The 20,872-nt window shown below is 59.4% G+C and carries 22 protein-coding genes; 12 read left to right on the forward strand and 10 right to left on the reverse strand.

Annotated elements, in window-relative coordinates; genetic code table 11:
• Positions 1 to 60: 60 nt before the first annotated feature.
• The 6 genes from C7964_RS08075 to cydD form a co-directional block, all read right to left on the reverse strand.
• Positions 61 to 1,038 carry an SLAC1 anion channel family protein gene (locus C7964_RS08075; protein ID WP_110279147.1) on the reverse strand — a complete coding sequence of 326 codons (978 nt, stop codon included), beginning with the start codon at positions 1,036 to 1,038 and terminating at the stop codon, positions 61 to 63.
• An 81-nt stretch (positions 1,039 to 1,119) separates the two neighbouring features.
• On the reverse strand, positions 1,120 to 1,260 hold the full coding sequence (gene cydX, locus C7964_RS08080) for a cytochrome bd-I oxidase subunit CydX (RefSeq protein WP_110279148.1): 141 nt from the start codon (positions 1,258 to 1,260) through the stop codon (positions 1,120 to 1,122).
• 15 nt (positions 1,261 to 1,275) lie between these two features.
• Positions 1,276 to 2,439, reverse strand: a complete 1,164-nt coding sequence (gene cydB, locus C7964_RS08085) for a cytochrome d ubiquinol oxidase subunit II (RefSeq protein WP_110279149.1) — start codon at positions 2,437 to 2,439, stop codon at positions 1,276 to 1,278.
• A gap of 5 nt (positions 2,440 to 2,444) precedes the next feature.
• Positions 2,445 to 4,067 (reverse strand): cytochrome ubiquinol oxidase subunit I, encoded by a 1,623-nt coding sequence (locus tag C7964_RS08090; RefSeq protein WP_110279150.1) that lies wholly within the window; start codon positions 4,065 to 4,067, stop codon positions 2,445 to 2,447.
• A 123-nt stretch (positions 4,068 to 4,190) separates the two neighbouring features.
• A complete protein-coding gene (locus tag C7964_RS08095; RefSeq protein WP_110279151.1) occupies positions 4,191 to 5,831 on the reverse strand; it encodes an amino acid ABC transporter ATP-binding/permease protein in 1,641 nt (546 codons plus the stop codon).
• Positions 5,828 to 7,495, reverse strand: coding sequence for a thiol reductant ABC exporter subunit CydD (gene cydD, locus C7964_RS08100; RefSeq protein WP_286163842.1), 1,668 nt, complete (start codon positions 7,493 to 7,495; stop codon positions 5,828 to 5,830). The genes C7964_RS08095 and cydD overlap by 4 nt, the downstream gene beginning before the upstream one ends.
• A gap of 129 nt (positions 7,496 to 7,624) precedes the next feature.
• Here cydD and C7964_RS08105 point away from each other — a divergent pair, with 129 nt between their 5' ends.
• Positions 7,625 to 8,092, forward strand: a complete 468-nt coding sequence (locus C7964_RS08105) for an RrF2 family transcriptional regulator (protein WP_110279455.1) — start codon at positions 7,625 to 7,627, stop codon at positions 8,090 to 8,092.
• A 111-nt stretch (positions 8,093 to 8,203) separates the two neighbouring features.
• Here C7964_RS08105 and C7964_RS08110 read toward each other — a convergent pair whose 3' ends face one another.
• From C7964_RS08110 to C7964_RS08120, 3 genes are all read right to left on the reverse strand, one after another.
• On the reverse strand, positions 8,204 to 9,421 hold the full coding sequence (locus C7964_RS08110; protein ID WP_110279152.1) for a TsoY family (seleno)protein: 1,218 nt from the start codon (positions 9,419 to 9,421) through the stop codon (positions 8,204 to 8,206).
• Between the two features lie 120 nt (positions 9,422 to 9,541).
• Complete coding sequence (locus C7964_RS08115) at positions 9,542 to 10,414, reverse strand: MBL fold metallo-hydrolase (protein ID WP_110279153.1); 873 nt, start codon at positions 10,412 to 10,414, stop codon at positions 9,542 to 9,544.
• A 114-nt stretch (positions 10,415 to 10,528) separates the two neighbouring features.
• Positions 10,529 to 11,173 (reverse strand): peroxiredoxin, encoded by a 645-nt coding sequence (locus tag C7964_RS08120; RefSeq protein WP_110279154.1) that lies wholly within the window; start codon positions 11,171 to 11,173, stop codon positions 10,529 to 10,531.
• A 102-nt stretch (positions 11,174 to 11,275) separates the two neighbouring features.
• On the opposite strand from C7964_RS08120, the gene C7964_RS08125 reads away from it, so the two are divergent.
• Positions 11,276 to 12,190, forward strand: coding sequence for a hydrogen peroxide-inducible genes activator (locus tag C7964_RS08125; protein WP_110279155.1), 915 nt, complete (start codon positions 11,276 to 11,278; stop codon positions 12,188 to 12,190).
• 138 nt (positions 12,191 to 12,328) lie between these two features.
• Here C7964_RS08125 and C7964_RS08130 read toward each other — a convergent pair whose 3' ends face one another.
• A complete protein-coding gene (locus C7964_RS08130) occupies positions 12,329 to 14,371 on the reverse strand; it encodes a TonB-dependent receptor domain-containing protein (protein ID WP_110279456.1) in 2,043 nt (680 codons plus the stop codon).
• Positions 14,372 to 14,567: 196 nt separating this feature from the next.
• Here C7964_RS08130 and C7964_RS08135 point away from each other — a divergent pair, with 196 nt between their 5' ends.
• The 10 genes from C7964_RS08135 (at position 14,568) to C7964_RS08180 (ending at position 20,824) form a co-directional block, all read left to right on the forward strand.
• On the forward strand, positions 14,568 to 15,620 hold the full coding sequence (locus C7964_RS08135; RefSeq protein WP_110279156.1) for a hemin-degrading factor: 1,053 nt from the start codon (positions 14,568 to 14,570) through the stop codon (positions 15,618 to 15,620).
• Complete coding sequence (locus C7964_RS08140; protein ID WP_502693557.1) at positions 15,617 to 16,513, forward strand: heme/hemin ABC transporter substrate-binding protein; 897 nt, start codon at positions 15,617 to 15,619, stop codon at positions 16,511 to 16,513. Before C7964_RS08135 ends, C7964_RS08140 begins: the two co-directional genes overlap by 4 nt.
• A gap of 3 nt (positions 16,514 to 16,516) precedes the next feature.
• On the forward strand, positions 16,517 to 17,584 hold the full coding sequence (locus C7964_RS08145; protein ID WP_110279158.1) for a FecCD family ABC transporter permease: 1,068 nt from the start codon (positions 16,517 to 16,519) through the stop codon (positions 17,582 to 17,584).
• Positions 17,581 to 18,363, forward strand: a complete 783-nt coding sequence (locus C7964_RS08150; RefSeq protein WP_110279159.1) for a heme ABC transporter ATP-binding protein — start codon at positions 17,581 to 17,583, stop codon at positions 18,361 to 18,363. Before C7964_RS08145 ends, C7964_RS08150 begins: the two co-directional genes overlap by 4 nt.
• A gap of 11 nt (positions 18,364 to 18,374) precedes the next feature.
• A complete protein-coding gene (locus C7964_RS08155) occupies positions 18,375 to 19,124 on the forward strand; it encodes a ChaN family lipoprotein (protein ID WP_110279160.1) in 750 nt (249 codons plus the stop codon).
• A 10-nt stretch (positions 19,125 to 19,134) separates the two neighbouring features.
• Complete coding sequence (hmuQ, locus tag C7964_RS08160; RefSeq protein ID WP_110279161.1) at positions 19,135 to 19,461, forward strand: heme-degrading protein HmuQ; 327 nt, start codon at positions 19,135 to 19,137, stop codon at positions 19,459 to 19,461.
• Complete coding sequence (locus C7964_RS08165) at positions 19,458 to 19,826, forward strand: glyoxalase superfamily protein (protein WP_110279162.1); 369 nt, start codon at positions 19,458 to 19,460, stop codon at positions 19,824 to 19,826. The genes hmuQ and C7964_RS08165 overlap by 4 nt, the downstream gene beginning before the upstream one ends.
• Positions 19,827 to 19,935: 109 nt before the next feature.
• Positions 19,936 to 20,175, forward strand: coding sequence for a hypothetical protein (locus C7964_RS08170; RefSeq protein WP_146214837.1), 240 nt, complete (start codon positions 19,936 to 19,938; stop codon positions 20,173 to 20,175).
• A 5-nt stretch (positions 20,176 to 20,180) separates the two neighbouring features.
• Positions 20,181 to 20,345, forward strand: coding sequence for a hemin uptake protein HemP (locus C7964_RS08175; RefSeq protein ID WP_400088881.1), 165 nt, complete (start codon positions 20,181 to 20,183; stop codon positions 20,343 to 20,345).
• The gene (locus C7964_RS08180) at positions 20,342 to 20,824 is read left to right on the forward strand and encodes a hypothetical protein (protein WP_110279165.1); all 483 of its coding nucleotides are present in this window, start codon (positions 20,342 to 20,344) and stop codon (positions 20,822 to 20,824) included. The genes C7964_RS08175 and C7964_RS08180 overlap by 4 nt, the downstream gene beginning before the upstream one ends.
• Positions 20,825 to 20,872: the final 48 nt, after the last annotated feature.

Genomic DNA, 20,872 nt, shown 5'->3' on the forward strand with positions numbered 1-20,872 from the left:
ATCCTTCTTTTTGTCCGTGCGTAAAAGGGTGGCGCAAGCGGACGTATTTGGACCAAAAACTCATTCCGGCACGCAGATTTTACCTGCGCGGACGGCCAGTGCTGTGCGAAATATCAAAAGGGCCACAACCGCGATGAGGAGCACCAAGAGGCTTGCCCCGATAAACCGGTGTGCAGCGGATCCGACGGCCTGCGCATAGCCGAAACTGGCGATGGAAAGTGCGGCGATGGGAAACGAAAGCGCCCACCACGAGAGGGCGAACGGCAATTTGCGCAGCTTGGCGGCCTGTGTCGTCACCAGCAGTGCAAAAACATAGGCCGCACTCAGCAGGAAATGCCCGAAAGCGCCGACGTCGCCCTCCAGACGCAGCCATGCCGTAAAGGCGACAGCAGGCGGTGCGACAAGGATCATCAGCGTGGGTACCATCTTGCCCGGCATGGGATCGTGGAACATCAGGCGGTTCATGACCAAGGTCAGCAGCACCACCCAGAACATCAGACCGCCCGAAAAGAACAGCCAGGAAATTTCGATGTAACCAAAGTGGCTCCCCGCAAGCGGCACGATGACGTTACCAACCGCAGGAATGAACCATGCCGGTGTCATCATACCGGTCTGGAACGGACGGTGCCCGATCCATGCAGAAATCACCGCAAGGGCAAGAACGCCCTGCAAGGCAGTGGCAAAAAGCCAAAGTGGCGCGGCAACACGTGGTGCGACCTCGACAAGGGCTGTCGCCAGAAGGAGCAGCGAAATCGAGATTGCTGGAAAGAACGCGATTTTGACCGGATGGTGCCAGTCCTCGACCACCTTGTCCGGATACCGCAGCGCCTTGGCCAGATAGCCCAGCGCCACGGCAGCCAGCATCGCCACGGATAGCGCAAGCACCGCCATTGAGACGGTATGCGTCCTGTCAAAGGTGGTTTCTGCCGCACGCAGGCTAAGCGTCAGCCCCATCATTCCCATGCCAATGGCAAAGAGTGTGATCGGAAAGTTGGCAAGCCGCGCGTGGCTTTGATGATCCGTCGCTGTGTCTGTCATGGGTCTACTCTTTGGCGTTGAAATGTCGGGTTGGAGGTGCGGCGGCAACAAGGGGAGGGCCACCGCCGCACCGCCGCCAACTCAGGATCGACGATCCTGAATTCGGGTTGCCGAACCTTCAGCAATTGTTTGTTCGTCTTCTTTCATCTCAAGCCACATCGCATTCATAACGGCGAAAATAGCGGCCAGCGGGAGGCCAAGGAGCCAAGCGAAATACCACATCGGGGTTTCCTTTCTTCAGTAAACGGAGTGGGAGTTTTCCGAGACATCGTCCTCGGTGACCTTGCCCCACAGCACTTTGTAGACCCAGGCGGTGTACATCAGGATCAGCGGCATAAAGATCGCCGTAACCACCAGCATGATGAACAACGTCAGGTGCGAGGATGAACTGTTCCAGACGGTCAGCGACGATTGCGGATCGCTGGAGCTGGGCATGATGAAGGGGAACATCGTCAGCCCAACAGACGAGATCACACCAAGGATCGCCATTTTGGAGAACAGCAGGGTCGAGACTTCGCGCCCTGCCCGCAGACCGGCAAAGGTCAGCAAGCCCCCCATGATGCCCATGACAGGCGCCACAACGATCCACGGGCGATCAGCATAGGCCGAAAGCCAGCTTGCTGTGCGTTCAACCTCGAAGTGCAGCGGGTTTGACGGGCCGTTGGTCACATAGTCACCGACGATGCGGAAACCGTCGATCCCCACAGCCATCCACAGACCTGCCAGAATATAGGTGCCCACCGCCACCAGAGCGGCAAGCGATCCGATTGCACGGGCACGTGTCTGCACCACACCTTCGGCTTTCAGCGTCAGCCAAGCGCCCCCGTGCATGACCAGCATCGCAAAGGACACCACACCCGCAAGGATCGAAAACGGATCAAGCAGGCCGATGAACTTCATGTACCACGCGCCTTCATAGATCGTGTGCAGGTCATCGGTGAAGTGGAACGGCACGCCCTGGATCACATTGCCTACGGCCACGCCAAAGAGCAGCGCAGGCACCGCACCCGAGGCAAACAGCGCCCAGTCCCATGCGTTGCGCCAGCGCGGATCCTCCCGCTTGGAGCGATATTTGAATGCAACGGGCCGCACGATGAAGGCCGCGAGAATGACAAACATCGCAAGATAGAAGCCTGAAAAGCTGACCGCGTAGAGTGGTGGCCATGCGGCAAAGATCGCGCCGCCACCCAAGATGAACCAGACCTGGTTCCCTTCCCAAACGGGGCCGACCGTGTTGATCGCAACGCGGCGTTCGAGATCGGTCTTGCCGACGAAGGGCAGCAGGGTACCAACCCCCATGTCGAACCCGTCTGTCAGGGCAAATCCGATCAGCAAGACCCCAAGCAGGCCCCACCAGATCACGCGCAGTACTTCATAGCTGACTAATTCATGCAGGATCATAACTGTTACTCCGCTGGCTGCATTTCGGGCTGGGCGATTGCGTCTGCATTGCGCCGGCCGGCAAGGCGATCATGGTGGCGCGCCACCCACGCGTCGGTTTCTTCAACATCCTGGAACGGTCCCTTGCGGATGTATTTGATCATCAGGCCCATCTCGATGATGAACAGGACCGTGTAGAAGATGATGAAACCCGCCAGTGTGATCGCCACCTCTGTCATCGACAGGGCCGATACGGACATGGCAGTGGGCAACACCCCGTCCACCGTCCAAGGCTGGCGGCCAAACTCGGCCACGAACCAGCCCATTTCGGCGGCAATCCATGGTGCAGGGATCATCCAGACCGCCAGATGCAAGGCTGGTCGTGGGAAGTTCATGCCCTTGAACGAGGCGCGATAGAAGAAATAGGCCATCGTCCCGATGAACCCGAAGCCAAGGCCGACCATGATGCGGAAAGCCCAGAACAATGGCCAGACCGTCGGTACCGTGTCGTTTGCGGCCAAGACGATCTGCTCCTCGGTCGCGTCACGCGGGTCATCCACATAGCGTTTCAGCAAGAAGGCAAAGCCCAGATCGGCAGAGTGCGCTTCGAATTGCGCGCTCACTGCTGGGGTGGCCGCATCGCGCAGTTCGCGGATTTCCATCAAGGCGTCATAGGCGATCAGTCCTGAACGGATACGATCCTCGGCTTGCGCCACCAGATCATTGATCCCGGGAATTTCGGTGGTCAGCGACCGCGTTCCGATCAGGCCCATCGCCCAAGGGATTTCGATGGCGTAATGCGTCTCGCGTGTTTCCTGATCCGGAAAACCGACAAGGTTAAAGGGTGCAGGTGCTTCGTGCGTCTCCCACATTGCCTCGATCGCCGCGAGCTTCATCTTCTGGCTGTGTGTCGCGGAATAACCGGATTCGTCACCAAGCAGGACAACCGAGAACGCAGAGGCCAGACCGAACGCGGCAGCGACCGTGATGGATCGGCGGGCCAGTTCGATGTGACGGCTCTTGAGCAGATACCAGGCAGAGACACCGATCACAAAGACCGACGCAGTGACATATCCTGCCGAAACAGTGTGCACAAATTTCGCCTGCGCGACCTCGTTAAAGAGCACGGCAAAGAAATCCGTCATCTCCATACGCATAGTCATCGGGTTGAATTCAGCCCCGACCGGGTTTTGCATCCAGCCATTGGCGATCAGGATCCAGAGCGCTGAGAAGTTCGAGCCAATGGCAACCAGCCAGGCCACGGTCAGGTGGGCGACTTTGCTCAGCTTGTCCCAACCGAAAAAGAAAAGCCCGACAAAGGTGGCCTCAAGGAAAAAGGCCATCAGACCTTCGATCGCCAAGGGCGCACCAAAGATGTCGCCGACATAGTGGCTGTAATAGCTCCAGTTCATGCCGAACTGGAATTCCATCGTAATGCCCGTTGCCACCCCGAGAACAAAGTTGATCCCGAAAAGTGTGCCCCAAAACTTCGTCATTTGCCGCCAGATCGGGCGGTTTGTCATCACATAGACCGTCTCCATGATCGCCACGAGGATCGACAGACCCAGCGTCAGCGGCACGAAGAGGAAGTGATACATCGCTGTCAGCGCAAATTGCAGACGCGACAGCTCAACGATCCCAAATTCCATATCTCTTGCTCCGGATATCGGGGGACGAATCCCCCCGATTTCAAATTCCAACTATGGAATGTATCTGATGCGAAGACCCGGGCGACCTTGATCTAGATCAATAAGATGTATTTCATATACAACTTAAATGAGGCTCACTGTCCGATCCGCAAATGCGGTTTCGATCCGGCGATGGGCCGCGATCAGGATGCCCGCATCGGGCAAGAACCGGCGGACACCCTCGAGTACGGCTTGGGCAGTGGTTTCATCCAACCCTTCCGTTGGTTCATCAAGCAGCAAAACCTTTGGGCGACGCAGCAGAACACGTGCCAAAACCAATCGGCGCGCCTCGCCCCCCGATAACCCTTCGCCACGCGCACCGAGCATGGTTTGCAGCCCGTCTCTTGCCTCAATGACATCCAAAAGCTGAACCGCATCGAGGACCTGCCACAATGTGGTATCGTCGCTCTCAGGCGCCGCGAGGCGAAGCGCCTCTGCGATCGTTCCACCCATCAAAGCACTGCGCTGCGGCAAGAGCGCGACAGTATCACGCAACGACGGCTCATCCCAATCCGCGACCGGCAAACCGCCCAGCGTCATCATGCCCGCCGCAACCGGATGCAGGCCCGCAACAGACAAAAGCAGGGTTGATTTCCCGGACCCGCTCGGACCGGTCAGAGCGACGGTCTCACGTGGCCCCACAGTGAGGGTCAGATCGTCAAAGACAGGAACGCTGGAAAGCGGACGGGTCAGCCGCACACCATGGATATTCAGATATCCGCCCGCCCCCGCAGAAACCGGCCGTTCTGCGGGTGACACCTTGATGTCGCGAGAGACACGTCTGGCCGCCTCTGCCATGCGTCCCAAATCGCTTGCGGCGCGGCGCAGAGACGCAATCGTTTCTGCCAATGCAAGAGCGGCAAAAAACCCGAGGGCTGCGAATGCCGGCGCAAATTCGCCCGCTTGCGCCTTGGTCATACCCAGCCAAAGAGTGCCACCCGCCACCAGCGTCCCAAGCATTTGCAGCGCCGCACCGGTCAGACGCTCGGCGCGGTCTTGTTGTACCTGTAATGCGCGGCGTCGGCTGTCCGCCGTCACTGCGAAATCAGCCTGCGCAATCAATCTGCCCTGCACGGCCAGATCGCGCCGCCCCCGGATCAGATCAATCAGACGCGACCGGAACGCCTGAGCCGCTGCCTCTGTGCGGCGGGACAGAGACGCGGTCTTGCGCGTCGCGTATAAAAAGATCGCGGCGCTGCCCAAAACGTATCCCGCGAAAATCCACAGTGCGACCGACAGTCCGATCAAGGCCCAGAGTACGACGAACACAGCCGCTTGGACGAGCACCCCCGCCAGAACCGGCAGCACAAGCCGCAGCACCACCCCGTCAAGAACATCAATGTCAGCCGTCAAACGGTTGAGCGCCTGTGCCCCGCGGGTGCGGATCATCCTGTCGTATGAGGCCGCAACAAATCCGCCAAGCAACCGCACACGTAACGATTCCAGCGCGCGAAGTGTGGCGTCATGGGTCAGCACGCGCTCTCCGTAACGTCCCGCAGCGCGGCCGAGCGCCAGAAAGCGCACCATCGCGGACGGGCGAAAAACGTCAAAGACCGCACCTGTCCCTGCCAGACCTGCAGCAGCGGCGGCTGTGATAAACCAGCCCGACAACCCAAGCAAAGCGGCACCCATCGCAAGCACAACAAAGCTGAGCGCGGCACCCCGCCAAAGAGAGGTGGGCTGTTCACGCAGGATCAGTCGGAAAATACGCCACAGAGCCTTCATGGCATGGTTCCGATCCGGATGATCCGGTCCATCTTTGCCGCGAGATTGCGATCATGGGTCGCAACGATCAGCGTTGCACCGCGTTGCGCTTGTGTCAGCAGACCTTGGGTCACTGCCGCCGCGGTCTTTGCATCAAGATCCGCCGTCGGTTCATCCGCCAGAATGACATCCGGCGCACCAAGAATGGCCCGCGCCAATGTGATCCGGCGCGCCTCACCGCCCGAGAGGCCCCCACCGGTTTCGCCAAGCCGCGTATGCAATCCCTGCGGCAGTCCGGCCACAACATCGCCGACCGCCGCCAGTTCCAAGGCCTGCGTCGGATCGGTCGCGCGCCCCAGTGTCAGATTGTGGCGCAAACTGGCATTCAGGAAATGCGGCGACTGTGGCATCCATCCGATCCGGGCCCGCCATGCATCCGCCGTATCCTGATCAAGCGGCTGGCCTGCCACCGTCACCTTGCCCGATGCTGGCTGAAGCAGGCCAGCGATCATGCGCAGGACAGACGTCTTGCCTGCCCCGCTTGGCCCCATCAGGGCAACTGTTTCGCCGGGCGCTATGGCAATATCATCCAAAACGGCACCACCCGGCAAAGCGCAGCCCTGCAATGACGCACTGGCAGGGCCGCTGAGCGGGCTTTCCGGCGCACCCTGCCCCAGCAAGGTCAGCGTCTCGGCCCCGTCCCATGCGCTTAAATCTTCAAACACCGCACCGGCGGCGGCTTTGTCATGCCATGCCGCGGCCAGATCGCGCATCGGCTGATAGAATTCAGGGGCCAACAACAGCAAGAAGATACCGGCCTGCGGCGTGAGCGGACCACCCCAAGTGCCGAATTCAAGGGCCCCCAGAAGCGAGAAACCGACAAACACCGCAACCATTGCAACACCAATCGCGGCAAAAAGCTCCAACACGGTCGAGGATAGAAACGCAACCCGCAGGACGGCCATCGTGCGGTGGCGCAAGTCGCTTGCCTTCGCAGAGAAGCCATCAAGCACCGGTTTGCTTGCCCCCAAAAGACGGATGTCGACAAGTGCCGACAACCGCTCAACCAGAAGATCGTTGAGGGTGCCGATCTCGGCCATCTGGCGGCGGCTGGCATCTTTGGCCGCCAGTCCGACAAGTGCCATGAAGACAGGGATCAAGGGCCCCGATATCATCAGGACCACGGCGACCGCCCATGAAAACCAAAGCGCAAGGGCGAAGATGACAAACGGTAAGATCATCACGCGCGCCCGGGCCGATGCATAGCGGGTGATGTAAGGGATCAGAAGATCCAGCTTCTCCGCGGCCAGGGCTGAAATGCTACCGGCACCGCCAAAGGCACTATCGGATGCACGCCGCGCTTCGGACGCCACGATCTGCAAACGTGCCGCATGAACCACGCGCTGCGCGGCCGTTTCCGCAAGTGCTTCAGATTTGTATCCCAGAATGACACGGAGCCCCCCAAGCATGAAAAAGCCCGCCGCCAACAGAAACGGCGACACTTGCGCCCCCGTCAGCAGCCCGCCCAACGCGAAGGCGACAAGCCCTGCCTGCACCGGCCAGACAAGGTTGGCCAAAACTGCAAAAACAGCCGCTTTTTTCTGAAGGCTACGGCCAGGTGACAGCCAATCACGTGGGCCAATTGTTTTGTCCTGTGCGTCGGTCAGGCCATTCTTATGCGCCACGCAAACCTCATAACTTGATTCTTGAATACCAGATAAAGAAGTTTTCTTGGCAAGGGCGTGATCTAGATCAAACAAATGTCCTGCGATGCGGACCAAAGTGGTGAAACACGAATCCTTGATGGGACTTATATGCGCCTCACCACCCGCACGAACCTTGCCGCCCGCATTCTGATGGCCTGCGCCGTCAACGACGGCGTGACAGTTCGCACATCCGAGATTGCTGAAAAATGCAATGCTTCAACGCATCACCTGTTGCAGGTCGTCAACCTTTTGCAGAGCAACGGGTTTGTGGAAACGATCCGCGGGCGCACGGGCGGGCTCCGTCTCGCGCGGTCAATGGACCAGATTTCGATCGGTGCTGTCTTTCGCGTCTTCGAAGGCGGGGTGCCTTTCGCGGAATGTTTTGACACGGAAGCCAACTCTTGCCCCCTGTCCCCAACCTGTCGTCTGCGCAGTTATATTTCACGGGCACTCGAAGCCTTCTATCACGAACTGGACATGGTGACACTCGCCGATCTTGTAAAAGGCAACTGCGGGCTGACTGCGCTGTTGGATATGGCGCCCAGACCACCCATGTCTTGCGGCCTGTCTGCGTAGCCAGCAATCGTGGCCTGAAACGCAGGCCCAATGACGAAGCTGTTGTTTCGCAAATGAATTACCCCCGCTCTGTTTGAACAGGGCGGGGGTATTTCATTTTTCAGGTGAGCTTTATTCGGCAGGCACCATGTTGGCAGAGGATCCGCGTGCGGAAAAGTGCTGGCGGTTCAGGCGGAACACCAGGGCGATCATCAGGATCTGGGCCAGCAGTGCAATGGCGGTCAGACTCCAATATGCGATGCCGAACTGGGCGATCAGCCCCGCAGCCACCAGACCCTTGTTGATGAAGAAGTGCAGCATCACCGACAAGGCAACCCCGGGACAGACCAGCGCGTATGAACCGGGCGAAGTCTTGTCACCTAGAACAAAGTCAGCGAAATATCCCTGACGGCGCAGCACCAGCATCCCGAGCAGCACAAACAGGACCTGCACAGTCAAAAGGCGCGCAAGAAAGACCATGGTTTCGCCCGCTGTCTGGTGCAGGTCAAACCCGATATGCAAACCGTGGCTTTGACGCAGGGACATGATGCCCAGCACGGTCATGATCGGCACGATCACCATCAGTGTCGGCCCTGCTTCGCGGGCAGTCCCATAGTGCAGCATGGAGCTGAAAGCCGTGATAGCGGCAACGACGGTGTAAAGGATGGCCGCTGTTCCAAAGAAGGTCGACAGGACAAGCGACGTGCCAACAACCAGCGTGTTCCCACTCATGGCAGATGGAGCTGCCAGACCAACAGCGACCATTGCAAGGGCGAAGGCAGGCAACAACTGCGCAAAAGAGTTGTGCGCGGTCACATCGAACACGCCACCTTTGGTCAGCACACGCCCCAGAAAGTCACCGATCAGAAGCAATGCCCAGACGCCAATGGCAAGAAATGCGATCAGCGCCAAAGGGAATAGGTACTCTACAACCAGCCACAGGCCGGGCACAAAGACGAGCCCGACAATGAACATTGCATTGACAGTCATGGCCGCAGCCAATGGTCCGGCAAGCAAGGTGGTTTCACCATTTGACGCGCGCAGCGCTTCGTATTGCGGTGTCTTGCGAAAGCGCGAGAGCGCGGACAGGTTCCAGATCAGGGACTTGACGTTCAGAAAGGCAAACACGGCAATCCCCGCCATCGCAACGACAACAGCCACCTGAAGCGGCAATGCCCCGTTGGCAAAGACAGCCATCAGATCTTCGAAGATTGGCACAGGGCGCCCGACATGAGGGACCCAGAACATCAGGTACATAAAGAACGTCACGCTCAGCCCGCCTGCGCCAAGCGACGCAAGAAAATAGAGCGGTGAATAGGTATCAGCGGGTCTTGTGTGGTTTCTGTCCATTGCATTTACTCCAGCAATTGTATGATTGCGCCCACAATACATTCCAAATATGAAATGTTTCCTTGATGTAGATCAAATAGGCACTTTGCGCAGGGGTTTTACCCCTGCGCAAATGCAGCGTTAGCGCGAAACAAAGTAGTTCATCGGCAGCTTGAGATAGGATCGTCCGTTGTCTTCGGCCTCGGGCAACCGGCCACCCCGGATGTTCACTTGCAGGGCTGCCAGCATCAGTTTCGGCAAAGGCAGGGTCTGATCGCGGGCATCCCGCACAGCACGAAAGGCGTCCTCGGAGGGATCATCCTGAAAATGGATGTTGGATGCTTTATGCGCAGCAACCGTCGCTTCGCAGGCTGCATCACGCCCCTCCGGCGCGTAGTCGTGACCGACAAAGACGCGTGTGCTTTCCGGCAGCGCCAGAATGGCCTGAATGCTGTCATAGAGGGCCTTGGAACTGCCGCCCGGAAAATCCGCGCGCGATGATCCGCTGTCCGGCATCATGAGCGTGTCATGCACAAAGGCCGCATCTCCGGCAACATAGGTGATGGATGCCAGAGTATGGCCAGGCGAAAACATGACCTTCACAGGCACATTCCCGACCATGAATTGCGCACCATCCTCGAACAGGTGGTCCCATTGACTTCCGTCGGCGGGAAAATCTGCCGGCAGGTTGTAGATATCTTTCCACAGGTTCTGCACACCGGTCACCCGTGCGCCGATCCCAGTTCGCGCCCCCAGCTTTTCAGCCAGCCATGGTGCTGCGGAAAAGTGATCAGCATGCGGGTGGGTGTCGAGAACCCAGACGATCTCGATCCCTGCATCCTGAATGTAGGCCAGGATCTTTTCCGCATTGGCTGTCGATGTGGCCCCCGCAAGCGGATCAAAATCCAGCACAGGATCGACAATGGCACCTTGCATGGTGTCGGGGTCGTGGAACACGTACTGCCAGCTTCCAGTCGGCGCGTCCCAGAAAGGTCTTACGATAGGGTTAGACATGGGTTTCTCCTTCATCTGTGATTGCCGCACGCATTGCGCGGCAACCTCACGTTTGTTTCGGCTTGCTGCGGTGAACCGGCGGGGTGGTACCCCGCCCTGCCCAACCGCAAAGCGTCAAAGGGCGCGTGTCGAAAAATACCAATCGACCGTATTATACCCTTCACCCGCACGGGCCATTGCGGCCTCTGGTGTGGCCGGTGTCGGCACGATGACCTCATCACCCGGCTTCCAGTTTTCAGGCATTGCGCACTGGTTCGCGTCTGCGGTTTGCAACGCCACCAGCAGGCGGTGGATTTCGTCAACCGACCGGCCCGCGTTCATCGGATAGTAGACCATCGCGCGCAGAACGCCCTCGGGGTCGATAATAAATGTCGCGCGGACAGCAGCCGTATCAGATGCACCCGGCTGGATCATTCCATAGGCTTGGGCAACCGCCATATTCAGGTCGGCAATGATCGGGAACCGGATTTCCACGCCGAACTTTTCCTTGATGTTCAGCATCCATGCGATGTGGCTGTAATGGCTGTCGATCGACAGACCCAGCAGTGCGGTATTCATGGCGGTGAATTCATCATGCTTTTTCGCAAAGGCAATAAATTCGGTGGTGCACACAGGCGTAAAATCGGCGGGGTGCGAGAAAAGGATCAGCCATTTCCCGCGATAGTCCTCAAGCGTTTTGCGACCATCGGTGGTGGGCGCATCAAATGCAGGGGCAGGTTCGTTCAGGCGTGGGCCGGTGGGTGTCACTGTGTCAGTCATTTCTTTGTTCCTTCAGGTGATCGTTGCGATGACCCAGAGGTAGTCACTTGCTACTTATAAGAGAAATTGAATATATTGCTTATAGTAATAGGATTTCTCTATATGTTTACACTCCGCCATCTTCAGTTCCTGATTGCCGTCGCTGATACCGCCAGCTTTTCGCGCGCCGCAGACATCAGCTTTGTCACCCAGCCGACGCTGAGCGCGGGGATCAAGGAACTCGAAGACCGTCTCGGCGTGCAGTTGATCGAGCGCACAAGGCGCAGTGTGATGCTCACTCCGCTGGGCGAGCAGATCGTGGCCCGCGCCCGTGCACTGCTGCTGGATGCCAAAGAGATCGAGGACTTGGCGCGCGCACATCAAAACCCCGAAGAGGGTGACTTGCGGCTGGGGGCCATTCCCACGATTGGCCCCTATCTGATCCCGCAGGCCCTGCCGCTGATACGTACGCAGTTTCCCGGCCTGCGGCTCTACCTGCGCGAGGAAATGACAGAAGCCCTGATCGAGGGCCTGAACGCAGGGCGTTTGGATCTGATCCTGATCGCCCTGCCCTTCGACACAGGATCGCTCGAAATCGCGCATTTGTTCGAAGACGGCTATCAGCTGGCAACCCCGCCAGACGCGCCAAGGCCACGAACCACAGGCCATTCCGCCCTGAAGGACGCAGGCCAACTGATGCTTCTGGAAAAAGGTCACTGCCTTCAGCGACACGCCCTTCAGGCTTATCCTGACCGGAACCTCGCCCAGGATGAGACCTTTGCGGCGACCAGCCTGACAACGCTGGTGGCCATGGTGTCAGAGGGGCTTGGCGTCACGCTGTTGCCCAATCTGGCCGTTGATGCCGGCATCGTGTCCAAGTCCACAGTGCGCTTAACCCCGCTTCCTGACGCCTGCCCACGACAGGTTGTCCTTGCGTGGCGACCGAATTCCGCCCGCGCGGGACTGTTTGAAAAGCTGGCGGAATTGCTGCGTCAAAGCCGTTTACGGCAAGACATCCATCTGTCCGGTCGCGCGTAAGACGACCGGTTCGATGACACCCAAAGGGGCATATGGAAAATGATCGTAAAACGCTTGTCGTAAGCCCGAAGGCGTTTTCGTTCACACCGGTCATTGGCCCGCCCTTCATAAGGGCGGACCAGACACTTCCTGTCCCGCCTAGAAAGATTTCGTCAGCGACACGTTGAACGACCTGCCCGGCGCTTTCCTGCTGGGGGATGACAGATGTCCCACATAATCGGCGTCAAAAGCGTTCTCGACCCCGAGGCGCAGTTCGCTGCCATCAAGCCATCCTTGGGCTTGGGGCGTCCATGTTGCACGCAGGTTATGCACAGTACTGTCCGGCAGATCATCGCCAAGGGCATCGCGGCGATCAACCGCATGAATGATTTCCCAACTCAGATCCAGGCGGTCTTCCCATTTTCTGCCCAAAGTCAGCTGCGCCCGATCCGCCGGCGTGTTGCGCCATGTTGCATCGGTGCCATCGGGGTTGAACTCAGTACCCTCGCCGATATGTCCGGCAAAATCGGCGTAAAGGCCGCTCGCCGTGCCGTATGAGGCTTCCAGTTCAATCCCGCTCGACTCCACACGGTCCAGTTCCGTCGACATAGAACCTGCCACCGTGTAGCTGGTGATGTCGCTAAGTTCGGTCCGATAGAGATTGCCGCGCATGGTGAAGGTGTCACCATTGGCAAAGACATCTGTGCTTGTGTATTCGGCCCCAAGCTCGAATGTGTTGGATTTCTCTGACATGCCGATCCGCCGCTGTGCGGTGTCGCTGGTCCCCAGATCATCAATGATGGGCAGACCTTCGGTATAGGCCGCCGAGCCGAAAACAGACAGCCCCGTGCCAAAATCATAAGCCAATGCCAGACCGCCCATCAAGGCGTCTTTTTCATAGGTATTTGGAACACCAGCGAGGTCGTTTTCGCTTTCAATGCTGGAGCTTTCATAGCGCACTGCAGGTGTCACCGTGAATTGCCCCATCGTCATTTCGTCAACGACAAAGAGGGCAAAACGATCGTTTGTGCCACCCGGCGCACCTCCGGCCGCGTTATCGGCACGGATACGGCGCTGCGCCTCAACTCCTGCAAGCATGTCATGCGCGATTGCGCCGGTGTCAAACAAGGCGCGGTTTGTCACGGTCAACTTGGCCGTTTCATAGCGTTGGTCGGCATTTACCGTTTCGAGAAGGAACGGGAAGCTCGGCGTCCCTTCCAAAGGCGAGGACCCGGGTATGTAGTCGGACTCAATTGCCTGATCGGCATAAGACAGATTGGCACGCAGATCGACGAGGTCCGTAACCGGATTGAAGCGATACTCGACAGCTGTCTGTGTCGTTTCGGTCAGGCGGTCTACGCGACCAAAGGAATCAGCCGTCGTGACGAATTGGTCATAGGGGACATCCTTGTCGTCTGCGACCGTGCTTGAATGGCTGAACATCAGGGAATGTGCGTCGTCCTGCCCGAAAGTAAATGTGCCTTTCGCGAGGAAAGAAGGCGTGCGGAACGCGCTGTTTCCGATCGTCGTCCCGTCACCTGCCTTCAGGTCGTCCTGATCACGCAGGGTATAGTTCAACAGAAATTCGGCACCTCCGGTCGGCATCCATGCAAGGTTGGTCGAACTGACCAAACCGCTGCCGTTCGAGCTGAACGAAAGGGTCTGTGAGCCCCCAAAGCCAGGGACACCCCCTGTAAAATCGGACGCGTCCTTTGTTTCCAGCCTCACAACCCCACCGACAATACCGGACCCATAGGCAAAACTTCCGATGGTGCCGCGCAAGACCTCGACTTCGCGATAGAGCAGCGGGTCGGTGAAAAGCTGTGTTCCGATGCGGTAAAGCTCTTCCGACCCGACCGAGGCGCCGTCGATCTGGATCGCGATTTTCTGGTCCGAGCCAAAGGTCGTATTCGCGCCGAATCCGCGGATATTGATACCCGACCCTTGCGGGGTCGTGCCGTTCACCAGCGTGACACCCGGCACGCTGTCGATCAGTTGCGCGACCGTGCTGGCCTGACGGTCCATGATCTCTTCTTCACCGACAACTGTGCGCGACAGCGCAGTGCCAAAGCTGAGATCACGTTTGCCGCCAGTGAGGATAAGTGTCCCCAGAAAGCCGGGATCACTGTCTTGTGCCATGGCTGGCATTGCCAGCGACAAGCAGACAAGCGCGGTCGTGCCGCGCATCAAAGAGGTAAGCATTGCGCCATCCTTCGTGTGTTTCAGGCCGAAGCTTGCGAAGGCTGGCGCGGCAGTTTTCATAATTTTGCGCTACAACGTACCGCAACGGGTTGCAGCTTTAAACTTACCCAACTAAAACAGTCAAGTAATTAGACAGCCACGCACCACGTCTTTCGGGCGCAGCCATCGGACCATAAACAAACATCCGAGGACGCCCATGACACAGCAATCCGCTGGCAAACCATCCGATATTCGCGCCTTTCTTGCAGAAAACCCGAAACTGCGCGCCCGCGATGCGGCAGACGCCCAAGGCATTGCCGAGGCGCAGCTCGTTGCTGCCAGCATCGGCTATGGCACTACCCGAATCGCGGCCCACCCCGACCGGATCATCCCCGCAGCCGAAGCCTTGGGCGAAGTCATGGCGCTGACCCGTGTTGATGCCTGCGTACATGAAAAGGTAGGCGCATACGGCAACTATCACCGTGGCGATCATGCGGCGATGACCCTGACCGAGAATATCGACCTGCGCATCTTTCCGTCACATTGGGTACATGCTTTCGCCGTCGAGACAGAGACCGCGCAGGGCGTGCGACGCTCTTTGCAGATTTTCGATGCAGCAGGCGACGCGGTACACAAAATCCATCTGCGCGACGGATCACACCACGCGGCATGGCCCGCAATTGTCGCCGATCTGGCCATCACTGATCAGTCGGACAGTCAACAGGTTGCCGCGCGCAAGCCCGTCGAGGGCGCAAAATCGCGCGCCGACAAAGCCGACATTCTGCGGGCAGAATGGGCAAAGCTGACGGATACACACCAATTCCTGCGCCTGTGTGCCAAACTCAAGATGAACCGGCTCGGGGCCTACCGGGTTGCCGGTGCACCTTGGGTGCGCCAGCTTGCCCCGAAGGCCGCTGATACGATGCTTCAGGCTGTGCGCGATGCCGGGATCGAGGTGATGATCTTTGTCGGAAACCGTGGCTGCATCCAGATCCACACAGGCAAGATCCATAGCCTGAAACCGATGGGGCCTTGGCAGAACGTGATGGATCCGGGGTTCAACCTGCATCTGCGTCTCGACAAGGTGGCCGAGGTCTGGGCCGTGCACAAACCCACGCAACGCGGACCTGCCGTATCGGTCGAAGCCTTCGATGCTGAAGGCGGTATGATTTTTCAGGTGTTCGGCGTCGGCAAGGAGGGGCGCGATTCACGCGCCGAATGGGGCCAGATCGTGGATTGCCTATCAACGCTTGTGGAGGTGCCCGCATGAGACATTGGCCCAGTAAAATCGCTTTCCGGACAGGGCTCTGCGCAGCTTTGTGCAGCACGTTTCTTGCCATGGCCGTCAGCGCCGAACAAAGCGCAGATACGCCGCAGGCACAGGCCGATGTGCTGTCAATCGGCGGTTCAGTCACCGAAATCATTGCAGCCCTCGGTCAGGAACACCGCCTCAAGGCGCGCGACACAACGTCCAGTTATCCACCCAGTGTCGCCGACCTGCCCGATGTGGGTTACATGCGCGCCCTTTCTCCCGAAGGTGTGCTCTCGGTTGGGCCATCACTGATCCTGACCGAAGAAGGCGCTGGACCTCCCGAAGCGCTCGATGTGATCCGTGCGGCGAATGTCGCCCTTGTCGAGGTGCCCGACGCCCTGAGCGTTGCAGGCATCCTGCGCAAGATCGAGATCGTGGGCGAGACACTTGGTGTGCCGGAACACGCTGCCGGATTAATGGCCGAAGTTGAGGCCGATCTCGTGGCGGCGCTTGCGGACGCTGAACGTCCCGAGGATGACAAGAAGCGCGTGCTTTTTGTGCTGTCCACGCAGGGCGGCAAGATCAATGCCTCTGGCACAGGTACCGCAGCGGACGCGCTGATCCGGATGGCGGGGGGTGTGAATGCTGTCTCCGATTACGAAGGCTACAAACAGATCACCGACGAAGCGGTCGGGCTGGCCGCGCCCGATGTGATCCTGATGATGGACAGGGGCGGCGATCATGGGCTGGCAGATGACGAATTGTTCGCCATGCCTGCGGTCCAGTTGACACCCGCCGCGCAAACGCGTTCGATCGTGCGCATGGATGGCCTGCTGATGCTGGGCTTCGGGCCGCGCACGGCGCAGGCCGTGCAGATGCTGAACGACGCGCTTTATGCAAAGGGAACCTGACCGGTGACTGTCGTATCGGATATCGCGGTCGCCCCGCGCGACCAGTTGAACCACGCCCGCGCCTTGCATTGGGTTCTTGCGGTTGCTTTGGGGCTGGCCTGTCTTGTGAACCTGCAGGTTGGCGCAACAGACGTCACCCTGTCATCCGTGCTGGCAAAATTGGCGCAGGGAGAGACGCTGAGCCAGATCGAGCGCGTGGTGCTGTTTGACATCCGCCTGCCCCGGCTTGCCATGGGTATACTCGTCGGTGCAGCCCTGGCCGTATCAGGGGCTGCGATGCAAGGTCTGTTCCGCAACCCGCTGGCCGATCCGGGCATCGTTGGCGTGGGGGCCGGTGCGGGGCTGGGTGCGATCCTTGCCATCGTGCTGGGCGCACTCCTGCCCGTCTGGATGATCGACCGCGCAGGCAACCACCTTGTGCCCTTTGCCGCCTTTCTGGGCGGCTGGGGCTCGACCATCCTGCTCTATCGCGTCTCCACACGGCACGGGCGCACATCTGTGGCGACGATGCTTCTGGCGGGCATCGCGCTTGGCGCGCTGGCAGGGGCCTTGTCGGGTATCCTCGTCTATATCGCCGATGACAGACAACTGCGCGATCTGACGTTCTGGGGTCTGGGCTCGCTTGCGGGTGCGAGCTGGGCCAAGGTGCTGTCCGCCGCGCCGCTGATCCTGCTTTCTCTCGGCACGGCAATGATGCTGGGGCGCGGACTTAACGGGCTGGCCCTGGGTGAGGCGACCGCTGCCCATATCGGTATCAATGTGCAGCGCATGAAATCCGTGGCGATCCTTGCCGTCGCCGGTGCCACCGGTGCGGCGGTCGCTGTTTCGGGTGGAATCGGGTTTATCGGGATCGTGGTGCCGCATCTGCTGCGTCTTGCCTCCGGTCCGGATCACCGGACGCTGCTGCTCAATTCAGCGCTTCTGGGGGCGACCCTGCTGATCCTCGCAGATGTCATCGCACGCGTGGTCATTGCCCCCGCAGAACTGCCCATCGGGATCGTGACAGCCGTCCTTGGCGCACCGGTCTTTTTGTGGATCCTGCTGAAACGTCGGGGACTGGTCGAGTTATGAGCCTGATTGCCGAAGATATCCGCGTCTCTTACGGCAAGCACGAGGCGCTGCGCGGCGTGAGCCTGACAGCCCTGCCCGGAGAAGTGACCGCCATCGTTGGCCCCAACGGCTCCGGCAAATCCACCTTGCTCGGGGCGATTACGGCCTCCCTGCCCTATCGCGGCACGGTCAGTCTGAACGGACAGGACATATGCGGCATGAAGCCTTGGCAACTTGCAGCACAACGTGCTGTCCTCCCCCAGGCGTCGCGTCTTGCGTTTCCGTTTACAGTCATTGAGGTGGTCCGGCTCGGCCTGCAATCTGGCACGGCAGGAGACAGACCCGAGGTGCCGATGCAGGCGCTGGCACGCGTCGGCCTCGCGCATTACGCCGACCGGACCTTTCAGGAATTGTCCGGCGGCGAAGCGCAAAGGGTCATGCTTGCCCGCGTTCTGGCGCAGGTATGGGCCCCTGTGGAGAACGGTCAACCGCGCTGGCTCTTGCTGGATGAGCCGGTCTCGAGCCTCGATATCGCGCACCAGCTCCAGGTGATGGACATCGCACGCGGATTTGCCCGCGCCGGTGGCGGGGTCATCGCCGTGATGCATGATCTCAACCTGACAGCGCTTTATGCCGACCGTGTCGCGCTGCTTGCGACAGGCAAACGCATGGCCTTCGGGCGGCCGCAAGAGGTACTGACAGATGAGATACTGTCGGACGCCTACGGCTGCGCTTTGCGCGTCTCGGCCCCACCGCCCGCCGGCATCCCCTTTGTTCTGCCGCATGCGGCATCGGCCTAAAAGGAACCCCTATGCGACTGACTGCTCTGTTATTGGTGCTCGCCCTGCCTGCCGCGGCCGAACCTGTGGCCGACATCGTTATTCTTGGCGAGGTCCATGACAACCCTGATGCGCATCTGGGCCAGGCCGCCGCCCTGCAGGACCTGCGGCCCACCGCGGTCGTGTTCGAGATGCTGACCGCAGAGCAAGCCGCGCGTGCCGACGCCGACCGGACCCAGATCGCCGCCGCTTGGGAGGCGAGCGGTTGGGGTGATTTCCCGATCTATGCACCGATCTTTGAGGCCATGGGCGAGGCGCGCATCGTCGGCGCTGCAGCCCCGCGCGACGCGATCCAGAGTGTCTACAGTGATGGTGCCACTTCCCTTTTCGGTGAAGACGCCGCGCGTTTCGGTCTGGATGTGGCTTTGCCGGAAAGCCAGCAAGAGACACGCATGCAACTGCAATTCGAGGCGCATTGCGAAGCCATGCCGTTTGCGATGATGGCGGGTATGGTCAGCGTGCAGCGCTACCGCGATGCGGTTTTTGCCCGCGCCGCCCTTGCGGCGCTCGAAACCTATGGACCACCCGTCGCCGTGATCGCCGGAAACGGCCACGCCCGCACCGATTGGGGCGTACCCGCCAAGATCGCCAGAGCGGCCCCTGAGGTGACAACCTATGCGATCGGCTTTGTCGAAGAAGACGCAGGACTTCCTTTCGACGAGGTCCGCATCGTCCCACCCGCGGAACGTGACGATCCCTGTAAATCCCTGACATCCAACTAAGGAGAAAAAGATGTACCTCGCGATGAACCGTTTCACTGTACCCTTGGAAAACGCCGCTGAATTCGAAGAGCTTTGGCTGACCCGGGAAAGCAAATTGCAGGACATGGACGGTTTCGTGTCCTTCCACATGCTGAAGGGCCCCGAGGACGACGGCAAAATTCTCTATGCCTCGCATACCCTGTGGCAGTCCGAGGCACATTTCCGCGCATGGACAACCAGCGCAGAATTCCGCGCCTCGCACGCCCGCGCAGGCCAAAGCCGCAAGCTGCACGAGGGCGCGCCACGTTTTGAGGGGTTCACCGCAATCCAGCAGATCGACGCACTGCAAAGCGCATGACGCCTGAAATCATCCGATCAGCTCCGGTCTTTCGCAGCTTCGATGAGGCCAAAGCGCGGGCCTTTTACCTCGAATGGCTCGGCTTTACGTGGGAGGGCGAGCATCGGTTTCACCCCGGTGCACCCCTCTACGCTTTCCTCAGACTAGGTGCGTTCCATCTGCATCTGAGTGAGCATCATGGCGATGCCACCCCGGGATCAACCGCAATCGTATACGTTGCAGGATTGGCGGAATGGCATCAACGCCTTCCGCCCTACCCGAACATGCGACCCAGATTGGAAACGCTTCCCTGGGGCATTGAAATGGTCATCACGGACCCGTTCGGCAATCGTTTGAGATTTCTCGAACAAACCGATGCCGCTTGATCGGCGTCGGCATGTTTGAAGGCTTCTCCGCCCAGCATCTATACTTGACAAAATAAATCAGAATAGCCTAGTAAGAAATAATTCCCGACCTAATTTGTCGGATTTTTCAATGCATCGTTCGATGCCCGTCCAAGCCACCGCGAACGGCAGCCCGGATGTCAATGTAAAGGATGAAATCGTGATGACACCCGCCGCCCAGGCAACCAACCAGAAGCCTGATACTGCCAGCTCTACATGGCGTGAAATCGTGCAATCCGGCGCTGATAGCGCACAGATAGAGGGATTCGCGCTTGAACATCTGATCGACCTGCAACGCAATCGCATGCGCACGGCAGGAGAGGGTCGATGAGCCTGATGCAGAAAATGCCGCGCCCCAGTCCAGTCGACCGGACCGCTGACACGGATACCTACGACGCACGCGATCTGATCCGCAACGGCCTTAAGGCCGACATTGTGCTGGATGGCCAGACCTACACCCTGCGCATCACGCGCGCAGGCAAGCTGATCCTGACCAAATGACAGGGACCGCACATACCACAGGCTCCAGCGTGGTCGGCCATTTGACCGACATCGCACCTTGGGAAGCCGAACTGATCATGTCGGTGCGGTTCTGGATGGCGGGTCCTGATAGTCAGGCCGAAGTCTGGAACGGTTTTGCGCAGAATTTTGGCACCGTTGAGGGGCTTGCAGAACTGCGTAACTTCGAGTGCCTGCTGTCCGATCTGTGCAGGTTTGCTCGCAGGCCGCTTGTCCGGCACGGGCTTGGGTGCACCTGTATCGGCTCTGACGAAGCGATCCTGCAAACCCTTGTCCGCGAAGCCGCGCGCGGCGATCTGGCCGAGGCGGCGATGATCGCAAGCTTGATTGTGCCCGCACGCCATGCCGAACCGGTTGCCCTTATGGCGGCGCGGGTCGGCCTCGCAATGCAGCGCATGGTCCAAACGGGGCTCGCCACACCCCTGCCCCGACACAAACCCGAGGACCGTACCCTTCACTGAACAACACGCCCCAGCCAGAACGGGCACCGTGCCCACACATCCAGCGAG

The organism is Loktanella sp. PT4BL, from assembly GCF_003201935.1.
In the GTDB taxonomy this organism is placed as follows: Bacteria; Pseudomonadota; Alphaproteobacteria; order Rhodobacterales; family Rhodobacteraceae; genus Yoonia.